The sequence below is a fragment of the Massilia sp. W12 genome, assembly GCF_037300705.1.
In the GTDB taxonomy this organism is placed as follows: Bacteria; Pseudomonadota; Gammaproteobacteria; order Burkholderiales; family Burkholderiaceae_D; genus JACPVY01.
Genome location: NZ_CP147776.1, coordinates 5,917,558 through 5,940,499, shown reverse-complemented (window position 1 = coordinate 5,940,499; position 22,942 = coordinate 5,917,558). Strand labels below are relative to the sequence as shown.

Genomic DNA, 22,942 nt, shown 5'->3' with positions numbered 1-22,942 from the left:
GCCAACTCATGTTTCATCCATATCACATCCTCTTTTTTATAATTTCCATTTTTCAGTCTTTCCCATGCCTGAGCTTGTTCCCCCTACCGGGCTGTTAGGTACAACTCCGCGTAGGCACAAGTGCGCGCACTCTTCATGGCTTATATTTTAAACACCTTCCTTATGTAACTTATGCTTTTCCAGGCATAAAGCCATCAATGCTACTTCTACCTCTTGAGCAGTGTCTACTTGCAACACTAATCTCATTTTCTCAAGTCTCTTCGCTTTGAGCAAATATTTGGATTGCAAAACATTGATGATTTTGGTTCCCGACTTGACCGCTTCTTGAACTCGCAAAGCCTCTTCCAGATTAAAATCATGAAACGAAACCAGCAATTCCATTTCCAAACCATTTTTCCTCAGCAAAGGAGTTGCATATGGGGCAAACTCTGCTGTAAATGTATTACATGGATCCATGACAGCAACAGCTTCTGCTACAGGTTTATCAGGATGTAGATGAAACCATCCCGCCACAATTAGAGGCGCCATAAGCAATATTGCGATAACAGTTTTTTTCATCCCCCCTCCTATAAACACACCTTACAGAATAAATGCAAAGTGTCAATAGTATCATAAAATACCATAATATTAACAGGATGTTGAAATTCTCATGCCCACATTCAGGAGGAAATTGTGAACGGAAAATTTTTTCATTGGGATTTTAACCAATATATTATTTTTGATAAAAGATTCAAAATTGCATCCGCCGCTGTAATAATTGAAATCCTGGCAATTGCTCTTCACATTACCGGACCTGATCCGCGATGTAATGCGCAAAGCTGCGCTGTATGGATTAATGTTACATATAAAGAACTTAAATCCAGAATGAAATATCTTCATGGAAAAACTGTGTGAAGTTTTTCCATGTGAATAGTTTTGCAAGAACCTCAATCTCTTAGAAATTTTTTTCCAAATTCACTAATTTTATATAGCGGAGCTTCAGTCCTTCCTCCTCCGCAAATATAAATCAGTCCTTTACTCATTAACTCATGAAGTAAAGTCACAGTATTACAATCTCCTCCATACCCTTTTCTGGATAAGGCAATTTCCAGATTGTACCAGCTTGCACCATCGTCTCGCCCATTAATATATTTCAATGCAACCCTAGTTATTTCATCATTACTCATGGCGCATCCTTATGATAAAGAGGGTGGGGGATGGTTTTTTCATTTAATCTATAATCTTCCAGGGTTGCAGTGTGTGTATTATTCCAAAGGGAATATGCTTCTTCCTCCGAAGCTGGTGTCCCCTCTGGCCATCCTAGGCGCCTGTACCGAACATATTCCCTTAACTCGTGCGTATAAAAATTTAAGTCGACTTGTTCAGCTTCCATATCTCCTTTTGCAATTTTTTCCAGCCGATTAATCATAAAGTCATTTGCCTCATCTTTTTGAAATCTTGACAAGTGTTTTTTCACCACATCCACCCCTCTATTTGTCACCCTAACTCGATTTGTGTTTAAATTTCTTATTGGCCCTCCTGCTTTCGCGGGATCAAACTGCCTGCCGCTTAGTGCTCCTTTTCCACCATATGCTTGGTAAGATTTACTCTTCACCTCTGCCTTTTTATTCAGGCTCAGCCTTTTGCTAACCCCCAACAACACCAGCCCCGCAGCTCCCTGCAGAATATCACGATACCCCGGCCCCAGCCTATCGCCCAACTGCCCCAAGCCTTCAAATCCGGCAACCCCCAAGCCGAGGGCGCCAAAAAACTTGGCTAAGCCTAAACGTCCTCCCGCCAACCACACCGCCCTTCCTGCAAAGCCCAGCGCAAACAAGCCCAAACCGGTTAACGTCCACTCTGCCCATTGCTCGCCATCCCATACAAATTCAGTGCGTATGCTGACGCCGCCTATACGTACATTTCCGCTGCCGCTCTTGATATGCGCGCCGCAGATCATTTTTGAGGAAAGCCTGGCTGCTGGCTGACCGTTAAAACGCACACTGGCGCTGCCTTCGGCAATCAATGGCGCCGGCCAGGGATAATGATTCATTGGCAGACCACTGCATACTGCCGCCATGTCAAGGCTGGCGCGCATTGCCGGGCGGCCATTGATGCGAATATTGCCACTGCCCATGCTCAACACGCCGGACGCGGGTTCAGGCAAACTGGCTGCTGTGCATATGCCTTTGACTAACTGCGCCAAACCCAGGCCACCGGCAGCCACCGAACCAGCCACAATCGCAATCGCGGCGCCACCTGTCGCTACAGTGGCCCCGACCAGCGCCGCGCCGACCACCGCGCCCACAACGGCGCCTGCCACCATGGACATTAAACCAAAACCGTGCGCAACCTCATCGCCCAAACGGGCTGCTGCTTGCAGGTCCATTACAACACCCTTGCCGCTGGATCCGGCTGACTCAATTCTGTTAATTGCGTGCTGCGAATGACTTCACGCCAAGTTGCTTCATGCGTGTGTGCATCCTCCGGCGTGGTGGTTAAACTCATGATGACGATTGCCGGACGACGCTCGAAATACAATTGGCGCATCAATACTTTTGTTTCCGGTGATTGCCAAGTGTAATCCAACCATGCATACGAACACGGATCTGACAAGATATGCCGCTGTAATAATTGAAATCCTGGCAATTGCTCTTCACATTGCCGGACCTGATCCGCGATGTAATGCGCAAAGCTGCGCTGCCCTTGTGTTTCATCGCGGCTGATGATAAAGCTGGCTGCCTTGGCTTGTCCTTGCGCCGGAATTTGAAAAATATTCAAACTTTTATCCAGCCATTGCTCAGGCACGCACAATGTGCCTTCGTTGATTTGAAACAATCTCATGTCTGCATTTCCTTAGGGATTCAAATCAATCATGGCGCTCTTCAAGGTGATATTGCCCGGCTCAATCGTGATGCTGCTGCCGCCCACCGTCAGCACGATCTTTTGGGGCGAAGTCAGATGGATTTCACCTGCCACTGATGTGACTTTGATATCGCCTTTCACGGTGTTTTCCTGCGCGCCGGCATCCACCTTGATACTGTGATTGCCTTTTTCCACGGTCAAACTGGCATGTCCCTCTTTCACCGTCACGCTCATGTCTTTGTGCACGGTTTCCTGGTGCTGGCCTTTGACAGAAATGCTGCGGTTTGCGCCCACGCTTTGGCTGTCGTTGTGCAACACCACGCTGTCCATATCGCGCTGGGCGTGGATGAAGATTTGTTCAGCGCCGCCTTTGTCTTCAAAACGCAACTCATTAAAACCTTGTGCATGTTCGGCGGATTGGGTCTTGATGCCACTGCGGGTGTGGTGTTGCGGCAAGGCATAGGGCGGCATGGTTTCACTGTTGTACACGCAACCGGTGATGATGGGACGGTCCGGATCGCCTTCTAAAAATTCGACAATCACTTCCATGCCGATGCGCGGTAAAAACATCGCGCCCCAGCGCCGACCAGCCCAGTTTTGCGAAACCCGCACCCAGCACGAACTTTCCTCATTGAATTTGCCCAACCTGTCCCAGTGGAATTGCAATTTGACGCGGCCATATTTGTCGGTCCAGATTTCCCGACCCTTGGGGCCAACCACGATCGCGGTTTGCGGGCCTGCAATCAATGGCTTTTTCAAACTTTGCGGCGGCAGCCAGACTGCATCGCTGCGGATCGCCTGCACATCGCAGCGGAACCGCTCTTCACTCTCGCCATTGCCGCTGCTCAAATCTTCCGCATGCAGCTCGACTTGCTGCGCAACAATCAGATATTGCGCATTTTGCGCATCTTGCGGATGTCCGCTCAGAGTGAAGGCATGCCCTACCGCCAAACCATGTGCATTGCTTTGGCCCTGCCACAAGCGCGCCTGCCCGGCCAGACTGTGCATCGCCACACCAGCCAGATGGCAACCCAGCTCGCCATCTTCCAGCGCATACCCCCCCGGGAAGTCATACACCTCATATTGCGCTTGCTGATGGCTGGCTTGCACATCTTTTTTACGCAATACCCCATGCAGGCTATTAAAGCTGGTAGTGAAATCGTAGTCGGTATGCTCATACGCTGCACTTTGAATTTCGCCAGCGTCATCCCAGGCCGTGATGCGAGTGTCGCCATAACGGTTGCGGCTGTCATCGGCGGCATAGGCGATGCACTCCCAGCCTGGGCTGGGCGTATGGCTGGCGGGGGAGTCAATCAAACACATTTTGTGCTGCTTGTCGGCGTGTTTGAAATAAAAATAGATGCCAAAACGTTGCATCAAGCGCAGCAGAAAATGCATATCGCTTTCGCGATATTGCACACAGTATTCCAGTTTGGGGTAATTCCGCTTCAGCGCGCTCATGTCCAGATTGCCCAAACCGCCATACACCGGTTTGCCGCATACGTCTTTGATGATCTCGATCACGCTTTTCTTTTGGAAAATGCGGCAATCGCGGCTCTTTGACAACAGCCAAAACCAGGGCCGCAGCTCCAGCTCATAGCGCTGCACATTGTCCCAGGCGCCAACCCGGCGCAAGCGCGTCGCCACGCCATTAAATTCCCGCTCGACTTTGCGATGGTGCTGGATCTGCAGCGACACCGTTTTACCCAGCAGCGCTTGCGGCTGCAAATCGCGTTTGGATGAAACCAGTTGCAAGCGATAGCAATACGGCTGGCCCAGGCTTTCTTCGCCAAACATGGCGATCGGCAATAATAGATCCGGCCCCAAGGGGGAGTGGAATTGCAATTCGCGTTGACTTTGAACAAGACTGAGATCACGCATGGTATTTTTTGGTTTGAGTGGAGATGGGCGCCCGGCTATGCAGGAAGTGATGCAAGTTGCGCGCAATAGTGTCTTTTACGCCATTATTTCCACAAAGAAATAATGAAAGATCAATATTTTAACAGAGAACACCTTCTGGACCAAGCGTGAAATAACCAATAATTCCATAAGGCAACCTTTCCTAATGGAAATCAGAATCTGTTCATGCGCTTAGGCAGCAAGGAACAGGGTCAGAGGAGCGGGGGCAGTTGCGGCACGGGGGGGCGGTTATAACAATCAAACATTCCGAGAGATTTATTGGAATGTTATAACTGTCCCCAGTGCCCCTCCATTGCCCCCCCTGTGGCGCCGGCGCGCTGTGCTGTAAAAGCTGCGTTTTTTGCTGCCCAAGGCCGCATATCACGCCTGACTTTGCCCGGCTAAGGCGCTGCCCTGGCATGCATTGATCTGGCTTTGCTGGGTGATGAGCGTCAGTGCTTGGGCAAACCCAGTGGCCCGTCATTAACTTGCGCATACAGGCCGGCCAGGGTGCGCGGATTGTGGATTGGCCGACACATCCTCAAGGCCTAAATGACGCTGGCGGCGCACAACGTAAGCGGTGGAGGTGCGGCTGATGCTGTTGGTTTGCGTGATGCCGTCCTGCATGCCTTGCAAGGCGGCGTCAAAGCGTTGCGTGCTGCTGCGCAGCTTTCTGACTAAAGCGTCGGCGCTTGTAGCGCATGGCGGCGCTCATTCACCAATCGTCAGACTTTCATCAGCCCGGCGGCAAGACATGCTGAATGCAGTTTACAAGCCTGTATCGCGATCCTGAAGACCTTGATTGCGGTGACATACCGATGCTTTCTGGAATGCATCAATCCCAGTATGAAGTGGTGGTTTGGCTGTCCCTTCAGCGCAATAATTCATGCAAGATGCATGTTAATTATGGTAGGCATCCAATAATCCAAGTATCGCTTAAAGATACTTTTGACGTCAGATCATTTCATTGCTGTTATTTTATACAGCACTAAAAATACCTCATTGCAATTTTTCGGACTTATCCGTATCATGCGCACATCCCTTCACCACCTTCTCCAAAAACCACCATGACACACCCCAATATCATCCTGGGCAGCTGGGACAATGACATTCTTAAAGACACAGACGGCGCTGACATCATGTACGGCAACAGAGGCAATGACCACATTGCAAGCAATAGTGGAAATGATACTTTGCATGGTGGCGATGGTTATGATTTTTTATCTATCACGGCTCCCGCTCAGACACATATTCATGTGGTGTATCAGCAGGGTGAGCAGAACGACATGGTGAAATTTGAAACGCCGCTGCACCTTGATTTGCCGCATGTGTATCTGGATTTGCAAGGCGCAGTCCGGGCTGACAGTCTCTTGTTTTCTGCAGATAGCGTGCAGGCCAGATTCGATGAGCGCTCAAACGATACATATGGCGTGTTCGTCCCGGCAGCTGGCTTGTTTGCGTTTGAACATATCCGCCTGCCAGATGGTGAAATATTGCAAGGCGCGCATCTGGCGCAGTTGATTACCAGTCAAAATCTGAGTGCGCCATTGAAAGGCAGCGAGGGGGATGATGTATTGCACAGCAACTACTCGCAACACTATCTCGCAGGCGGCAAGGGAAATGACCGTTTGTTTGGCCGGGAAGAACGCAATCTGCTGGATGGCGGCGAAGGCGACGATTATTTAGAGGCTGAGGGGCGCTATTCCAGCCATCTGCAAGGCGGAGCCGGGAATGATGTGTTGAAAGGGAGAGGCGCAGCCACGGTGTTCAATGGAGGTGATGGCAATGATACTTTTCAGCCTGAGAGCGAGCGCAATTTCATTCTGTTTGGCCATGGCAGCGGTGAAGACCGGATTCCACTTGATTATGGCGCCTATCAGAACGTGCAAATACAGTTTGGCGCGGACATCAACCCCAGCGCACTGCGCATGCAAATCAAAGCGATGGACCCTGCGCAATTTCCAGACTACTGGCAGGTGCTGGAAATTTCCCTGATCGGCAGCAATGACAAAATCAGTCTTGAGTATTGGCATGAACGGAAGTACAACACGAGCTTGAAATTTGCCAATGGTGTGATCTGGCGCGAGGCTGAAATCAACGCATTTATTCAATCGCATCAGACAAGTCAGGCGGGAGGCGCCGCTGATGACATTCTGGCGGCAGGGCTTGCGGATGGCTTGTTGGAGGGTGGCGATGGCCATGATCAATTGTCAGCTGCGCCACAAGGGACATATTTATCGGGTGGCAATGGCAATGACACGCTGACCGGGAGTGGCGGCGATGATGTGTTTGACGCTGGCGCGGGCAATGATCTCATTATTAGCGCTCAGGGCGGACATGACACCTTGTATTTTGGTACGAACAGCGGGACTGACCGTGTATCTGTGCTTGATCCGTCGCAAGCGGCCAAGCTGAATGTGCGTCTGCTGCAGGATAGCGAGGGGCATTCATTGCAAATTTTGCGTCAAGCCGATGGCAGCCTGATGTTGACGCTGCAAAACAGCAGTGCGAGTCTGACGCTGCCAGCGCTAGCAAGCGCCAGCGAAGGCCGCCATACACATTTAGAGAGCATCACCTTTGCCGATGGGCGGGTGTGGGATGCTGAAAAAATCTGGCATGAAGCAGCGCGCAGCACTGTCGGCACTGCCATGGATGATTACATACAAGCCGGTACGAATGGGTATATCGATGGCGGCGCCGGTAATGACACGATTATTGGCGGCGCGACTGATCTGTCTATGGTTGGCGGTGCGGGTGATGATGTGCTGATTTCAGGCGCCGGGAATGGCACGATCAGTATGGGGCCGGGAAATAATGTCGTGCGTTATTCACTGAAAGGCGGACAGGACACAATTTACGAGGGCGATTCGGCAAGCTTGAATGTATTGGAGTTGGGCAGTGGCATCTACCCGGAAAATACCGATATGAAGATGCCATATCACAGTTTGACGTTGAGCTGGGGGGCTGATTCAAGCCTGTCTTTTCCTGGATTCGCCAAAAATATTTATGCCTGGTTTGACGAGGTGCGCTTTGCCGATGGCACAGTGTGGCATGCCGATGATTTTGCAACAGCGCTGCCACATGGCGATGAAAGCAGTAATTTATTCAGCGGCAGCGATTTTCACGACTACTTCCATGGCATGGCTGGCGATGACACCTTGCTTGGCATGAGCAGCGATGATTATTTATATGGCGGAGACGGCAATGATTCGCTTTCTGGCGGAGAGCACAATGATTGGCTGTGGGGCGGCAGCGGAAATGATAGTTTAAACGGTGGTTTGGGCAATGATGTATTGGATGGCGGCGCCGGCGTCAATGCGTTTTACTTCAACCCGGGCGATGGCCAGGACCGCATTGCCAGTGCGCCATCCGGGGCAAAAGATACACTGTTTATCGGCGGCGGCGTTCTCAAATCTCAGTTGACTTACAGCTATGACGAGAGCAGCAACAGTATGCAGATCCAATTGCCCGGCGTCGAGGATCGGATCTCGGTCGAAAATTATTTGCAAAACGATGTACAACGCGACTTTACGATTGTGCTCGCAGATGGGCAAATTCAACCCCGGGCGATTGTTTCCAAGGTTTTGACAGGCGATGCGTTGAACAATCTGCTCAAAGGCGGCGCCGGCGACGATAAATTGTATGGCATGGGCGGCAATGACACCCTGATGGGCGCTGCAGGGCTGGACAGCCTGTTCGGCGGCCAAGGCGATGATGTGTACCACATTCAAGATCTGGATGCCGTGACAGAGCTTGCCAATGAAGGCAGCGATAGTGTGTTGTCCAGCATCAGCTTCACTTTGCCCGTGAACGTGGAAAACCTGACGTTGTCGGGGACAGAAAATCTGCAAGGTATTGGCAATGACGGCAACAACCTGCTGCAAGGCAATGAAGGCAATAATCTGCTGGACGGCAAAGCCGGCGCCGACACCATGCAAGGAGGCTTGGGCGATGATGTGTATCTGATCGACAATGCACAGGATGTGGTGCAGGAATCCGCCAACAGCGGTATGGATGCGCTGCAAGCCAGCGTCAATTTCAGCTTGCCTGAGCATGTCGAAAACCTCAGCCTGTTAAGCGGCGCTCTGCAAGGGACGGGTAATGCGGCCAACAATCTGCTGCAAGGCAATGATGGCAATAATCTGCTGGATGGCAAAGCCGGCGCCGACACCATGCAAGGCGGCTTGGGCGATGATGTGTATGTGATCGACAATGCGCAGGATGTGGTGCAGGAATCCGCCAACAGCGGTATGGATGCGGTGCAAGCCAGCCTCAATTTCAGCTTGCCTGAGCATGTCGAAAACCTCAGTCTGTTAAGCGGCGCCCTGCAAGGGACGGGTAATGCGGCCAACAATCTGCTGCAAGGCAATGATGGCAATAATCTGCTGGACGGCAAAGCCGGCGCCGACACCATGCAAGGCGGGCTGGGCGATGATGTGTATGTGATCGACAGCACGCAGGATGTGGCGCAGGAAAATAGCGGAGCCGGCACAGACACCTTGTTGACGCATGCGCATTACACCATGCCGCAACACATCGAAAATCTGCAAATGCAAGGCAGCCTTCCCTTGATCGCTTATGGCAATACCCTGGCCAACAATATTCAGGGCAATAGCGCCAATAATTTGCTGGATGGCGGCGCCGGCGCAGACACCCTGCAAGGCGGCGGCGGCAATGATACGTATTTGATCGAAAACCGTGGCGACCAGGTCTTGGAAAATCCGGGACAGGGGATTGATCTGGTGTATTCCAGACTGAGCTGGAATATGAGCAATGAAGTTGAATTCCTGATTCTGCGCGACGCCACTAATCTGACGGCGAATGGCAACGCCAGCCATAATCTGATTCAGGGCAATTCCGGCGCGAATCAGATCAATGGCGCGCTTGGCAACGATATTTTGCAAGGCGCAGCTGGCGATGACACGCTGCAAGACAGCAGTGGCAGCTCCTGCCTCGACGGCGGCGCCGGCGCGGACAGCCTGAGCGGCGGCGCTGGCGCTGACCTGTTCTTCGGCGGAGCCGGCAATGATGTGATCAACAGCGGCGGCGGGACTGATGTGTTTGTGTTCCGGCGCGGCGGTGGTCAGGACGTGCTGCAAAGCAGCGGCCTGGATGACACCCTGGTGCTGGGCAATAACATCGGCTACAGCAATCTGGCCCTGCGCAAGAGCGGCAATGATTTGCAGCTGTTGACCGGCAACAATGAACAGCTCAGTTTCAAAGATTGGTATCTGAGCGGCGGCAGCGATTTGCGCAGCATCAATACCTTGCAAGTGGTGGTGGATGGCAGCGCGGATTACCAGGCTGGCGGCAGCGCGATCAATAACAATAAAGTCGAGCAATTCAACTTCCTGTCCCTGGTGTCGGCATTCGATGCGGCGCGCGCAGCCAATCCGGCCATCAGTGAATGGGCGCTGGCCGGCAGCCTGGCGGCGGCCTCGAATGGCGGCAGCGATAGCGCCATCATCGGCGGCGATTTGTCCTGGCAGGCGGCGCGCAATGGCAATTTGTCGGCCTTGAATTACAGCAGCGCGCAAGCAGTGCTGGCGGAAAGCGGCTTTGGCAGCGCAGCGCAAACCATTCATCTGACTGGCACGGCGCAGGGCAATTTGCCTTTATTGCTGTAAGCAAAGCGAGCGCTCAACCTGCTTATCTGATTGCGGCTGCCAGCATTCCTTTGCACAGGATTGGGTGGTGAGTCGCATCCCTTGGCGCCGTGTATGCGCCAAGGCTTACCTCTGCGCTCCCCTGCTGTAAAGCGGCAGGGGTGCAAGCTTGATGCTGCAGCACAGCTTTCAAAGCAAAATTCGAGGAAAGCCACTGAAAATGCGGATTGAATAATTTCTTTACGGAAATTTTATATGTTTCCCTGTAGCATCTGCGCACTCTTCCATTTCCCACTTTTAACGGCATATGACATCTCACAACATTATTCGCGGTACGGATTATTCAGACATTTTGTATGACACAACTGGCGATGATTTGATACAGGGCTTGCAAGGAGATGATGCTCTGATCAGTTACAGCGGTCAGGACAGCCTGTTTGGCGGGGAGGGGAATGATGTTTTGTCGGCTGGCCGGGGCAAGACCTTGTTGTCCGGCGGCGCGGACGATGACACCATGTATTTCGGCGCCGGCGATGTCTGGATGCATGGCGGCACGGGCAATCAAACCATGATTTTCCGTCCCGAAACGCAGGCTGCAGAGAGCATTATTCAACACAGCAATTTGTATTATGCCAGCACCGACACCTTGCAACTTTCTGCAGACATAAATACCTTGGAACATCATCTCAAGCTGCGTCTAAGCTGGCCGCTTGAATTGAATAACGCAACGTTCAGCGCGGACGGCATGCATCTGCCGGCCAGCAAGTTCATGCTGCAGAATGCGGGCAAGCACGGCTATTCCTTGAATGTGTTGGATCACATCGAATTGGCTGATGGCGTGCAGTTGCGCGGCCAGAAATTGCTCAATTTGATGCTTGAACAGCCGGCTGCGCCGTTGAATGCAGGCAGCAACAATAATGATTTCTTGCAAGGCATAAGCAGTGCGGTGTTAGCCGGCCTGGACGGCGATGATGTGTTGCAGGCCGGCCCGGCCAGCGTGTTGTTGCATGGGGGCGCGGGCAATGATGAATTAATCGGCGCGCAAGAAAATGGCTTCACTGCTTTCGAGGGCGGCAGCGGAAATGACGTGATACGTCTGGCTTCCATCACAAATATTATCCATTTCGGCTATGGCAGCGAGCTGGATCATGTGTATTCAGAAAACTACCAAAGCACCCGGATTCATCTTGGCGAAGGAATTCAAAGCGCCATCCTGCAACTGCAGGAAGAAAACGATGGCGCGCTCAAGATCAGTTTGCAAGACAGCAATGACAGCATGATCATCCATGGCTGGCGCGCGCAAGCCGGGATGTTCAGCTTACGCCTGGCGGATGGTGAAATTTTGAATCCGCAGAAAATGCAGGCGCTGCTGCAAAACCCGCGCCCGATGCAATCCGGCGGCGCCGGGGATGATGTGCTGCAAGCTGGCGCCGATGGCAGCGCGCTTGCCGGCGGCGCCGGCAATGACACCTTGCGCGGCGGGGCTGGCGATGATTTGCTGGATGGCGGCAGCGGCGATGATGTGTTTATGCTGGGCCAGGGCGGTAAAGACTTGATTCGTCTGCATGGCGATGCCGGTCATCAACGCATCGAATTGATCGACCCGACCCAGGCGGCAAAATTGCATCTGCAATTGGCGCCGCAGATGACGCAGCAAAATGTGGCGATTTATCGGCTGACAGATGGCAGCTTGCGGATGAGCTTGGGTTCGTCTGGCGCCAGCCTGGAAATTCCTGCGCTGCTGCAAGAAAATCAGGGACGGAATACGCATTTGGAAAGCATCACATTTGGCGATGGCCTGGTGTGGAATGCTGAACGGATTTTGCATGAAGCGGCGCGCAGCTACAGCCCGACTGAGATGGCGGATTACATCCGTGGCCATGGGCGGCTTGAGGGCGGCGGCGGGAATGACACCCTGGCAGGCGGCAGTTACGATGATTTCCTGAGCGGCGGCGCCGGTAATGACGTGCTGATCACAGGCGGCGGCATGGATACAGTTCAGCTGGATGCTGGCGATAATGTGGTGCGGATTGATGCCCACTATGGCATGGTGAGAATTTTGAATGCAGCGACAGCGGATGGCCGCAATATCATCTCGTTTGCGCCTGACATCACGCCGCAGAGTGTGTACCCGTATGTGGAACAGGATGGCCAGTTCACCTTGCGTTTAGCCGGCGGCGGCAGCATCAGTTTGCCCGGCTGGCGCGAAGAACCAGCGTATTCGATCGATGAAATTCATTTTGACGATGGCACGGTGTGGGATCAAACCGTGCTGGGCAAATTCAGCATGAAGGGCGACGACGCAGACAATCAGATCATCGGCAGCAATTCAGCCGAACTGTTGCAAGGCATGGGCGGTAATGATCAATTAATCGGGCTGGACGGCGCTGATACGCTGGATGGCGGCAGCGGTATCGACACAATGGCCGGCGGCATGGGGGACGACCTTTATCTCCTGGACAATGAATATGATGCGATCTATGAAAATTCCGGCGCAGGCTACGATACCGTACATGCTTATGCTGACGTCAAGAATCTGTCGCCCGGCGTGGAAAAGCTGACGCTGCTGGCTGACGCCCGCATTGGGGTTGGCAATGATGAAAATAATCTGATCAGCGGGAATGAGAAAGATAATCACCTGGATGGTCTTGACGGCAACGACAGCTTGCATGGCGGTCAAGGCATGGATTACATATCAGGCAATCGCGGCGATGATGTTGTATACGGTGAAGAAGGCAACGATGCCTTGTCCGATGGCGATGGCAATGACGTTTTGGATGGCGGCGCCGGCAACGACTTATTGATAAGCGAGGGCGGCAATGACACCTTGCGCGGCGGCGCCGGTGATGACAGTATGCGCAGCAGCGGCGGCGATGACACTTTCATTATGGAACGCGGCGGTGGCCGCGACCAGATTGAAGCACTGTCCCCAATATCGAACTACACCATCCAATTCCAAGCAGGGATTGAACTCCAAGATATCAGCTTCCGCTATGATCCGGGCGCCAATACTTTCCTGTTCCATCTCAAAAATTCGACCGATGTGCTGGAAGTCCGCAATTTTCAGCAATCAGGCCAAGTCTTCAATCTGCGCGCCATGCTGGGCGAGCAGGTGATTTGGCAAAGCGACAGATGGATGGATCAAGTCATCTATCTGGATGAGCAGCACAATCTGCCGTATGTGCCGCAAGGCTATTTGGGCAATGACAAAATTTTTGGCTCTGCCAACAGCGATTTTATGGATGGCGCTGGCGGTAACGATACCCTGGATGGCGGTTTGCAACAGGACATGATGCATGGCGGCGCTGGCGATGACGTGTATATTGCTGACGCGATGGATTTGGTGCGGGAGCTGGCCGATGAAGGCAACGATAAAGTCATCACTTCCAATAATTTTTCCCTGCCGGAGCACGTTGAACAATTAGAGTTGCAAGGCGCTGCCCTGTTTGGCTTCGGCAACAGCCTGCCGAATGTATTGCAAGGCAATGCCGCAAATAACAGCCTGGATGGCGGCGTTGGCGCCGACACCATGCGTGGCGGCTTGGGCGATGACACTTATATGATCGACGATGTGCTGGATCAGGTGCAGGAAAATCCGGGGGAAGGGACGGATATACTGCTCAGCTCCGTCAGTTTCACTTTGCCGGAGCATGTTGAAAACCTGCACTTGAGCGGCTACGCGCTGCAGGCCATCGGCAATAGTGCGGACAATGTGCTGGGCGGCAATGCCGGCAATAATCTGCTGGATGGCAAAGCCGGCGCCGACATCATGTGGGGCGCGCAAGGGGATGATGTGTATGTGGTGGACAATGCGCAGGATGTGGTGCAGGAATCCGCCAACAGCGGTATGGATGCGGTGCAAGCCAGCGTCAATTTCAGCTTGCCTGAGCATGTCGAAAACCTCAGTCTGTTAAGCGGCGCCCTGCAAGGGACGGGTAATGCGGCCAACAATCTGCTGCAAGGCAATGCCGGCAATAATCTGCTGGACGGCAAAGCCGGCGCCGACACCATGCAAGGCGGGCTGGGCGATGATGTGTATGTGATCGACAGCACGCAGGATGTGGCGCAGGAAAATAGCGGAGCCGGCACAGACACCTTGTTGACGCATGCGCATTACACCATGCCGCAACACATCGAAAATCTGCAAATGCAAGGCAGCCTTCCCTTGATCGCTTATGGCAATACGCTGGCCAACAATATTCAGGGCAATAGCGCCAATAATTTGCTGGATGGCGGCGCCGGCGCAGACACCCTGCAAGGCGGCGGCGGCAATGATACGTATTTGATCGAAAACCGTGGCGACCAGGTCTTGGAAAATCCGGGACAGGGGATTGACCTGGTGTATTCCAGACTGAGCTGGAATATGAGCAATGAGGTTGAATTCCTGATTCTGCGCGAGGCCACTAATCTGACGGCGAATGGCAACGCCAGCCATAATCTGATTCAGGGCAATTCCGGCGCGAATCAGATCAATGGCGCGCTTGGCAACGATATTTTGCAAGGCGCGGCTGGCAATGACACGCTGCAAGACAGCAGTGGCAACTCCTGTCTCGACGGCGGCGCCGGCGCGGACAGCCTGAGCGGCGGCGCTGGCGCTGACCTGTTCTTCGGCGGAGCCGGCAATGATGTGATCAACAGCGGCGGCGGCACAGATGTGTTTGTGTTCCGGCGCGGCGGTGGTCAGGACGTGCTGCAAAGCAGCGGCCTGGATGACACCCTGGTGCTGGGCAATAACATCGGCTACAGCAATCTGGCCCTGCGCAAGAGCGGCAATGATTTGCAGCTGTTGACCGGCAACAATGAACAGCTCAGTTTCAAAGATTGGTATCTGAGCGGCGGCAGCGATTTGCGCAGCATCAATACCTTGCAAGTGGTGGTGGATGGCAGCGCGGATTACCAGGCTGGCGGCAGCGCGATCAATAACAATAAAGTCGAGCAATTCAACTTCCTGTCCCTGGTGTCGGCATTCGATGCGGCGCGCGCGGCCAATCCGGCCATCAGTGAATGGGCGCTGGCCGGCAGCCTGGCGGCGGCCTCGAATGGCGGCAGCGATAGCGCCATCATCGGCGGCGATTTGTCCTGGCAGGCGGCGCGCAATGGCAATTTGTCGGCTTTGAATTACAGCAGCGCGCAAGCAGTGCTGGCGGAAAGCGGCTTTGGCAGCGCAGCGCAAACCATTCATCTGACTGGCACGGCGCAAGGCAATTTGCCTTTATTGCTGTAAGCCAAAGCGGCCTTTTGCAAAATTTGGGGGACAATGCTGCAAAGGCCTGCTGTGCTGAGAGTGCAAAAAAAACGGCCTGCAAGCAAAACCTGCAGGCCGTTTTTCAATGGCGCCAGCGCAGCAAGCGCTAAGCGCGCCATCAGGGCGCGATCTGCACGCTGTAATCCTCCACTTCACCATATTGCAGCGTGGCGCAAGCGCTGCCGATGGGGTAATACGACATCATCACGCGCAGGCGGTAACTGCCCTGCTGCAAGCCGGCGGGCAAGAGCGGCGCAATATTCTGTTCGCCGCTTGCGCGTCCCTGCCACAGTAATTCCGCTGCGGCAAACGCGCCGTCGTTATCCGCATCCAGCCAGACATTCCAATACAGCGGCCAGGGCTGGCCGTTGTAGCCGGCTTGCAAGCGCAAGGGCAAGGCCTGCCCACTCTTGGCGCTCAGCGCAATATGCGAAAAATCGGCATAACCCTGATTATTTCCGGATTGCACTTGCTGTGTCCCGCTGGCGAGCAAATTGATCCATTCATAACTGCTGCTGGCGCCGCGCGCCTGACAGTATTGACGCGGCGCAACCGGTGTGCGGAAGCTTAGCACCTCAGACATGCTGCGGCCCAGGCGTGAGCACACGCTTTCAATCTTGTATTCATATGGCGTATCCGCCTGCAGGCCGGACAGATTCAAGCTCGCGCCCGTGCTGCGCTGGACAATCCAGTCCGGATCGCCGCTGCGTCGCCAATAAAAGGTGTTTTCCAGCGCAAAGCCGCTGTTTTTCAATTCCGCCTGGCCGCCTGTTTGCAGATTGTGGCTTGGCGTCTGATAGCAGCCGGGCTGCACTGTGTACACATGATGGTAGCCGCTGAAATCATAGCTGCGCACCAGCGGCGCATCGGCGGCGAAATAACCGTTGTAACGTCCGTCCCAGCCCCAATTGATATGCACAAAGCCGCGCTCATCCATACCGTCCACCACCCAGCAATGGCCGGCCCCGGCTTTGTAGTCATAGCCGCACATCAAGATCACGCGTTGCTGGCGCAATTCATTCGCCAATAAATCCTGCCAGGCTTGCGCGCTGTAATTGGAACGGAATAAGGCATCCGAGCTTTGATAGCCGAAATGATTGCGCAGGCTGCGCGGAATTTCATCGAAATAGGCATTTGAGCTGAAGCCGGGGCGGTAGCGCATTTTCAGGCTGACGCCAAGCTGATACATCAAATCCGCCAGCGGTTTATGCGGCGCGCTCAAAACATCCGGCATGTTCTGCCATTGATACTCAACCTGGGACAGATCGGCGCTCAATGTGCCATATGACAAAGGCTGGCCGTCGGCGGTGGTGGTTTGGTGTTGATAGCTGATGCTGATCGGCTTGGGGCGCAGCGGGTGTTCAAAATGACGCATCACTTGCGCCATTGCGGTGGCGACGCAACCGGTGGGGACGGTGTTGCCATCCGGCGGCGTGCTGTCATTGTAGTAACCGCTTTGTCCCCAATTGCTGCGCGTGAGCGGCGCCACCACTGCGGCGGGGGCCAGTTGCGGGGCCGCTTTTGGCAGGGCTTGTGCGGCCTTGGGCTTGGCCGCGTCGGCGCGCGGGCTGCCGCCCAGCCACAGCGGGTCATGCGCATCCTCATCAAACAAATCGGCGCCGCCCTGCTGGCCATACGCCAACAAGCGCGCCGCACCGTTTTCCTCGGCCAGCATGACAAAGCCTTGCCGATTGATTTGCAGCAGCCAGACGATGCCGCCGTCGGCCCTGCGTTGCTGACGCTGCGCGCTGACTTGCGCGTTTTGTTGTGGCCAGTGCTGTTGCAAAGCCTGTTGCAAGCCTTGCGCCACCGCCGGCGGCAATTCGCCGGCATGCGCGCAAGCGTGGGACATGAGGGCGCACAGCAGCAGCGTGCGGACAGTTTTTTTCATTGTTTTTCCTGTATTGAAGAATCGAGAGAGCAGAGCGTTTTGCAGCTGGTATTGATGCAATCCCGCATGGCTTGTGTGGCATGGGGCGGCTGTGCGGTTTGCATTGCGGCAATTATTGCAAGCTGCGGCTGGATGTGAATAGACGGCAAAAGCGTATTCAAATGCCGAATACTGCACAGTTGTTTTTCTTAAAAGAGATCAAAGATTAGTGAAAAAATAATAAGTGGTATGCACAGATTCCGCCGCCAGCGTCGCAAGCCGGGGGACGGTATGCAGGCTCAGTAAAGCGAAGCGCATACCCGGCGTCCGACACCGGCAGCGCATCAAAAAAGCCTGCGCGCGCCTCATCCAACACCCCCCCCATCAAAAAAGCCTGCGCGCGCCTCACTCCCGATATGCAATGAAATACAAAAGCGGAATCACCAGCAAAGTCAGCAAGGTGGACACCAGAATGCCGAAAATCAGCGCAATCGCCAGTCCATTGAAAATCGGATCATCCAGAATGAAAAACGCACCCAGCATGGCGGCCAGTGCGGTCAGCATGATGGGCTGGGCGCGCGTGCTGGCGGCGGCGGGAATCGCTTGCGCCAACGGCATACCCTGGGCGGTTTGCAGGCGGATGAAATCCACCAGCAAAATCGAATTGCGCACAATGATGCCGGCCAGCGCAATCATGCCTATCATGCTGGTCGCGGTGAATTGCGCGCCGAGCAAAGCATGTCCCGGCAATACGCCCACAATCGTCAGCGGAATCGGGGCCATGATGATCAGCGGCAGCGAATAGGAGCCGAAATGCGCCACCACCAGCAGATAAATCAAGATCAAACCGACCGCATACGCGGCCCCCATATCGCGGAAAGTTTCATAGGTGATTTGCGCTTCGCCATCCCATTTCAAGGCCAAACCCTGCCAGCTGTGAGAGGGCTGGCTGATGAAATATTCCTGCGGCGAGGCGCCCGCCGCGTCGCGCAATGCGGCGATTTTGCCGCGCATCGCAAACATGCTGTACAGCGGGCTGTCATTGCCGCCGCTGACATCGCCCAGCACAAATTCATACGGCAGCAAGTCTTTGTGATAGCGCGGCAATTCGCGCGCCGCATCCTGCACCTGCAACACTTCAGAGAGCGCGATCATGCGCCCGCTTTCGCTGCGCACCTGCAATTGCAAGAGCGCAGCCAAATCGCCTTGCGCCGCCGCATCCAGTTGCAAGCGCATGGCGTGCGGATGCCGGCTGGCGTCCGCCAGCCAGGCCACATCCTGTCCCTGCAGCAGAGTTTGCAGGGTCTGCAAAACTGTGGCCGGAGTGAGGCCGAGTTGTTGCGCGCGCGCACGCTGCAAAATCAATATCTTGCGCTTGCCTTCTGCCGGCATGCTCCAGTCCACATCCACCACGCCGGGGGTTTGCTGAAATACTTGCGCCACCTGGGCCGCAAATTGGCGCCGGCTGGCCAGATCGGGGCCATAGATTTCCGCCACAATCGGCGCTTGCACCGGCGGCCCGGGCGGGGTTTCCGCCACTTTCAAACGCCCGCCATGGCGCGCCGCAATCGCTTGTAATTGCGGGCGCAAGCGTGCTGCGATGGCATGGCTTTGTTCTTTTCTGGCTTCGCTGCGCAACATTACTTGCAAGTCGCCCAATTGCTGGCTGTTGCGCAAATAATATTGCCGCACCAGGCCATTGAAATTAATCGGGCTGGCGCTGCCGGCATAGCTCTGCACCTGTGTCACCACAGGATCTTGCAGCAGGGACATCGCCATTTCCTGCAGCACGGCATTGGTTTTTTCCACCGGCGTATCGGGCGGCATGTCGAGCACCGCCTGAAATTCAGATTTATTGTCAAACGGCAGCATCTTCAGGGTGACAGCGCCGAGCAGGGGTAAGGACAGCGCCAGGGCGATCAAGCCGGCCAGACCCAGCCACAGCAGACGGCGGCGGCTGCGCCCGCCCGACTCGGCCAGCAGCGGCGCAAACAGGCTGCGCGCGCCGCGATGCAAACGCGCTTCCAGCCGGCTTTCCTGACTGTGCGCACGCCCCAGCCACAGCCGCGCCAGCCAGGGGGAAATGATGAAGGCGATTAACAGCGAGAGCAGCATGCCGAGGCTGGCATTGATCGGAATCGGCGACATATACGGCCCCATCAGACCGCTGACAAACGCCATCGGCAACAGTGCGGCGATTACGGTGAAAGTGGCCAGGATGGTGGGGCCGCCGACTTCCGCCACCGCGCCCGGAATCAGGGACAGCAAGCTGGCTTCAGGCTGCAGCTGCTGATGGCGATGGATGTTTTCGACCACCACAATCGCGTCATCCACCAGGATGCCGATTGAGAAGATCAACGCAAACAGGGACACGCGGTTTAAGGTGAAGCCCCAGGCCCAGGAGGCAAACAGGGTAGCGGTCAGGGTCAGCAGCACCGCGCTGCCGACAATCGCGGCGGCGCGCCAGCCCAGTGTCAGCCACACCAGCGCCACCACAGACAGGGTGGCGAAAGCCAGTTTTTGCAACAGCTTATTCGCCTTGGCGCTGGCGCTGGCGCCGTAGTCGCGCGTGATGGCGTATTCGACGCCTGCCGGCAACAGAATATTGCGCAGACTGCTGACGCGTTCTTGCAAAGCCAGCGCCACGCTGCTGGCGTTGGCGCCGGGCTTTTTGCTGATGGCCAAGGTCAGCGCAGGATATTGCCGCACGCCGCCGGCTTCGCGCTGGAAGTGTTGCACAATCGGCGCAGCCAGCGGCGCGCCTTGCCGCACCGTGGCGACATCGCGCAAAAATACCGGTTTGCCCTGGCGCACGCTCAGCACCAGTTCTTCCACTTCCTGCGCAGATTGCAACCAGGCCGAGGTTTCCAGGCGCACGCTTTGATTATTGCGCAGCAATTCGCCGACAGGCGCGGCGCCATGCGCCGCACGCAAAGCCTGCGCCACCTCCGCCACGCTCAAACCGCTGGCGTTTAAGCGCAGCGTATCAAGTTCGATCTGCAGCCCGGCGCCAGGCGCGCCCAGGGCTTTCACTTCGCGCACACCAGGGACACGTTGCAATTCCGCTTCCAGGCTGTGCGCAATCTGTTCCAATTCCAGCACCCCGGTATCGGCGCGCTGCGCATACAGGGTCAACGCCAGCACCGGCACATCATCAATCCCCTTGGGTTTGATCAAGGGCGTTTGCACGCCCAGCGCCGGCGGCCACAAGTCAGCATTCGCGCTGACAGCATCATGCAGGCGCACTAAGGCCTGCTCGCGCGCCACGCCGACTTTGAATTGCACGGTCAGCACCGCCATGCCGGGATAGGATGCTGACATCACATGTTCAACGCCGGCGATTTGCATCAACATTTGCTCCGCCGGGCCGGCCACCTTGTGTTCCACTTCCTCGACGGAAGCGGCGGGAAAGGCGATTAACACATTCGCCATCGTCACATCAATTTGCGGCTCTTCTTCGCGTGGCGTGACCAGCATTGCAAACACGCCCAGCAAAGCCAACACCAGAGCCAGCAGCGGGGTGATGCGGGCTTGCTGAAAATAATCCACCAGACGCGCAATCAGGCCATGCGCAGCATTGTTTTGCAGATTCATGATTGTCCCCTTTAGCGGAGCGGCGGCGCGATTGGCTTGTCGTGCGGATCAAGCCCGGCCAGAACCTCCACCGCATCCGCGCGCTGCCGCCCGATGCGCAGCACGCGCCAGATCGGTTTGCCTTGCGCATCCGCCACATATACGCCCAGCATTTGCGCGCGCGGCGCGAGCAGATTGCGCGCCAGCCAGCGCGTGCCGCTGTCGCCCGCACTGAGCGGGGCCTGCAGACGTAACAAGCGGCCAGGCGACAGCGCGCCAGATTGGCTGGGCGGCAAGGGCGGCAGTTCGGCGCGCAATTCGCGCGTCTGGCTGGCGGGATCTGTCGCGGGCAACCATTGCAAACGCGCCGGGCTGATGCTTTTGCCGTCCAATTCCAAGAGCCAGCCGCTGTGTCCCGCCAATCCTTGCGGCACATGCGCCACCGCGCGCAAGCTGGCCGGGTCGTACATGCTGAACAGGGGCTGGCCGGCTTGCACAATATCGCCGGCTTCCACCTGCACCGCCGCCAACACGCCGGCAAAGGGCGCGCGCACCTGCCGCCACGATTGGCGCGCTGCGCTGGCCTCTTGCTGCGCCTGCAGCGCGTTCAACTCTGCTTGCGCGGCGCGTTGCGCATGCTGGGCCTGCTCCAGCGCAGCGCTGGAGAGAAAGCCTTGCGCCTGCAATTTTTGCTGGCGCGTCAAGCTGGCCTGGGCTTGCAACAAGCGTTCGCGTGCGGCGGCGGCTTGCGCTTGCGCAGCCCGCGTTTCCTGCTGCGCGTCGATGGCTTCGAGTTGCAGTAATAATTGTCCGGCCTGGACATATTGGCCGGCCTGCACCGGCAGCGCTTGCACACGGCCTCCGGCTTGCGCGCTCAGGCGCGCGCTTTTGCCGGCTTCCAGGCGCGCTTCAAATTGGCGCGGCAGCTCGCCTGCCGCAGCCTGGCAAGCAGCCAGGCCGAGGGACAGAATGCTGAACAAGGTGAAGAAATATGGCAGCATGGCGCACTCCTTTATGCGTGAAACAGATTCAGCGGGATTTTCAAATAAGCGCGCCCGTTGGCTTCCGGCGCCGGTAAGTGTCCGGCGCGAATATTCACCTGCACCGAGGGCCACAGCAAAACCGGGGCGGCGAGATTTTTATCGCGCTGCTCGCGCATCGCGACGAATTCCGCCTCGCTCACGCCGGCATGCAAATGGATGTTGTGCGCGCGTTGCTCGGCAATACTGGTCTGGCAGCGCGGCGCGCGCCCTGCCGGCGGGTAATCGTGACAGACAAATAAACGCGTAGCGGGCGGCAAGGCATAGATTTGCTGCACCGAGGCATACAGGCGGCGCGCATCGCCGCCGGGAAAATCGCAGCGCGCGCTGCCCACATCCGGCATAAACAGCGTGTCGCCAATAAAGGCCGCATCGCCAATCAGAAATACGCTGTCGGCTTGCGTGTGGCCGGGTGCGCTCAGCACCTGCGCGCGCAGGCTGCCAATTGCAAATTCCGCGTCATCATCCAACAGCTGATCAAAATCAGCGCCGTCGGCGGCAAAGTCTTGCAAATTCAAAAGCTGGCGGAAGGTGCGCTGCACGCCCAGAATGCGGCGCGAGATGGCGACTTTGGCGCCGCTGGCGGCGCGTAAAAACTGCGCCGCCGATAAATGGTCGGCGTGCGCATGGGTTTCCAGAATCCAATCCAGCTGCAAATTGTTGTGTTGCAGATACGTCAGCACCGCTTGTGCGGAAGTATGCGCTGTGCGCCCTGATTTGGGATCATAATCAAGCACCGGGTCGATCACCGCCGCATGCCGCCCATCGTGTACGCAATAGGTGTAGCTGCCGCTGATGCTTTCATAGAATGCCTGAACCTGTGGTATTGCGGTTTGCATGATCTTCTCCTGTATTGCTGGCGCAT

General features: G+C 55.6%; 11 protein-coding genes. 2 read left to right on the top strand and 9 right to left on the bottom strand.

Features of this window, described 5'->3' with window-relative positions; translation table 11 throughout:
* Window positions 1-147 precede the first annotated feature (147 nt).
* The 5 genes from V8J88_RS24465 to tssI all read right to left on the bottom strand — a co-directional run bounded on the left by V8J88_RS24465 (window position 148) and on the right by tssI (window position 4,725).
* Window positions 148-558, bottom strand: a complete 411-nt coding sequence (locus V8J88_RS24465) for a hypothetical protein (RefSeq protein ID WP_338846908.1) — start codon at window positions 556-558, stop codon at window positions 148-150.
* A 368-nt stretch (window positions 559-926) separates the two neighbouring features.
* A complete protein-coding gene (locus V8J88_RS24460; protein WP_338846907.1) occupies window positions 927-1,166 on the bottom strand; it encodes a hypothetical protein in 240 nt (79 codons plus the stop codon).
* Window positions 1,163-2,368, bottom strand: a complete 1,206-nt coding sequence (locus V8J88_RS24455) for a PAAR domain-containing protein (RefSeq protein ID WP_338846906.1) — start codon at window positions 2,366-2,368, stop codon at window positions 1,163-1,165. The genes V8J88_RS24460 and V8J88_RS24455 overlap by 4 nt, the downstream gene beginning before the upstream one ends.
* Window positions 2,368-2,817: a DcrB-related protein gene (locus V8J88_RS24450; RefSeq protein WP_338846905.1), complete on the bottom strand. Its 450-nt coding sequence runs from the start codon at window positions 2,815-2,817 to the stop codon at window positions 2,368-2,370. Before V8J88_RS24450 ends, V8J88_RS24455 begins: the two co-directional genes overlap by 1 nt.
* 18 nt (window positions 2,818-2,835) lie before the next feature.
* Window positions 2,836-4,725, bottom strand: coding sequence for a type VI secretion system tip protein TssI/VgrG (gene tssI / locus V8J88_RS24445; RefSeq protein WP_338846904.1), 1,890 nt, complete (start codon window positions 4,723-4,725; stop codon window positions 2,836-2,838).
* 1,085 nt (window positions 4,726-5,810) lie between these two features.
* Here tssI and V8J88_RS24440 point away from each other — a divergent pair.
* Entirely contained in the window at window positions 5,811-10,370 is a 4,560-nt protein-coding gene (locus tag V8J88_RS24440) for a hypothetical protein (protein WP_338846902.1), read from the top strand.
* 286 nt (window positions 10,371-10,656) lie between these two features.
* Window positions 10,657-15,573, top strand: a complete 4,917-nt coding sequence (locus V8J88_RS24435; protein ID WP_338846901.1) for a calcium-binding protein — start codon at window positions 10,657-10,659, stop codon at window positions 15,571-15,573.
* Window positions 15,574-15,712: 139 nt separating this feature from the next.
* Here V8J88_RS24435 and V8J88_RS24430 read toward each other — a convergent pair whose 3' ends face one another.
* The 4 genes from V8J88_RS24430 to V8J88_RS24415 form a co-directional block, all read right to left on the bottom strand.
* On the bottom strand, window positions 15,713-17,485 hold the full coding sequence (locus V8J88_RS24430) for a C10 family peptidase (RefSeq protein ID WP_338846900.1): 1,773 nt from the start codon (window positions 17,483-17,485) through the stop codon (window positions 15,713-15,715).
* A gap of 384 nt (window positions 17,486-17,869) precedes the next feature.
* Window positions 17,870-21,058, bottom strand: a complete 3,189-nt coding sequence (locus V8J88_RS24425; protein WP_338846899.1) for an efflux RND transporter permease subunit — start codon at window positions 21,056-21,058, stop codon at window positions 17,870-17,872.
* A gap of 11 nt (window positions 21,059-21,069) precedes the next feature.
* Window positions 21,070-22,038, bottom strand: coding sequence for an efflux RND transporter periplasmic adaptor subunit (locus V8J88_RS24420; RefSeq protein WP_338846898.1), 969 nt, complete (start codon window positions 22,036-22,038; stop codon window positions 21,070-21,072).
* 11 nt (window positions 22,039-22,049) lie between these two features.
* Window positions 22,050-22,916 carry an MBL fold metallo-hydrolase gene (locus V8J88_RS24415; RefSeq protein WP_338846897.1) on the bottom strand — a complete coding sequence of 289 codons (867 nt, stop codon included), beginning with the start codon at window positions 22,914-22,916 and terminating at the stop codon, window positions 22,050-22,052.
* Between the last annotated feature and the right edge of the window lie 26 nt (window positions 22,917-22,942).

Bases quoted from the DNA above. Each gene is read 5' to 3' on its own strand.
- V8J88_RS24465 (WP_338846908.1), bottom strand. From the start codon at position 558: ATGAAAAAAACTGTTATCGCAATATTGCTTATGGCGCCTCTAATTGTG.
- V8J88_RS24460 (WP_338846907.1), bottom strand. From the start codon at position 1,166: ATGAGTAATGATGAAATAACTAGGGTTGCATTGAAATATATTAATGGG.
- V8J88_RS24455 (WP_338846906.1), bottom strand. From the start codon at position 2,368: ATGGACCTGCAAGCAGCAGCCCGTTTGGGCGATGAGGTTGCGCACGGT.
- tssI (WP_338846904.1), bottom strand. From the start codon at position 4,725: ATGCGTGATCTCAGTCTTGTTCAAAGTCAACGCGAATTGCAATTCCAC.
- V8J88_RS24440 (WP_338846902.1), top strand. From the start codon at position 5,811: ATGACACACCCCAATATCATCCTGGGCAGCTGGGACAATGACATTCTT.
- V8J88_RS24435 (WP_338846901.1), top strand. From the start codon at position 10,657: ATGACATCTCACAACATTATTCGCGGTACGGATTATTCAGACATTTTG.
- V8J88_RS24430 (WP_338846900.1), bottom strand. From the start codon at position 17,485: ATGAAAAAAACTGTCCGCACGCTGCTGCTGTGCGCCCTCATGTCCCAC.
- V8J88_RS24425 (WP_338846899.1), bottom strand. From the start codon at position 21,058: ATGAATCTGCAAAACAATGCTGCGCATGGCCTGATTGCGCGTCTGGTG.
- V8J88_RS24420 (WP_338846898.1), bottom strand. From the start codon at position 22,038: ATGCTGCCATATTTCTTCACCTTGTTCAGCATTCTGTCCCTCGGCCTG.
- V8J88_RS24415 (WP_338846897.1), bottom strand. From the start codon at position 22,916: ATGCAAACCGCAATACCACAGGTTCAGGCATTCTATGAAAGCATCAGC.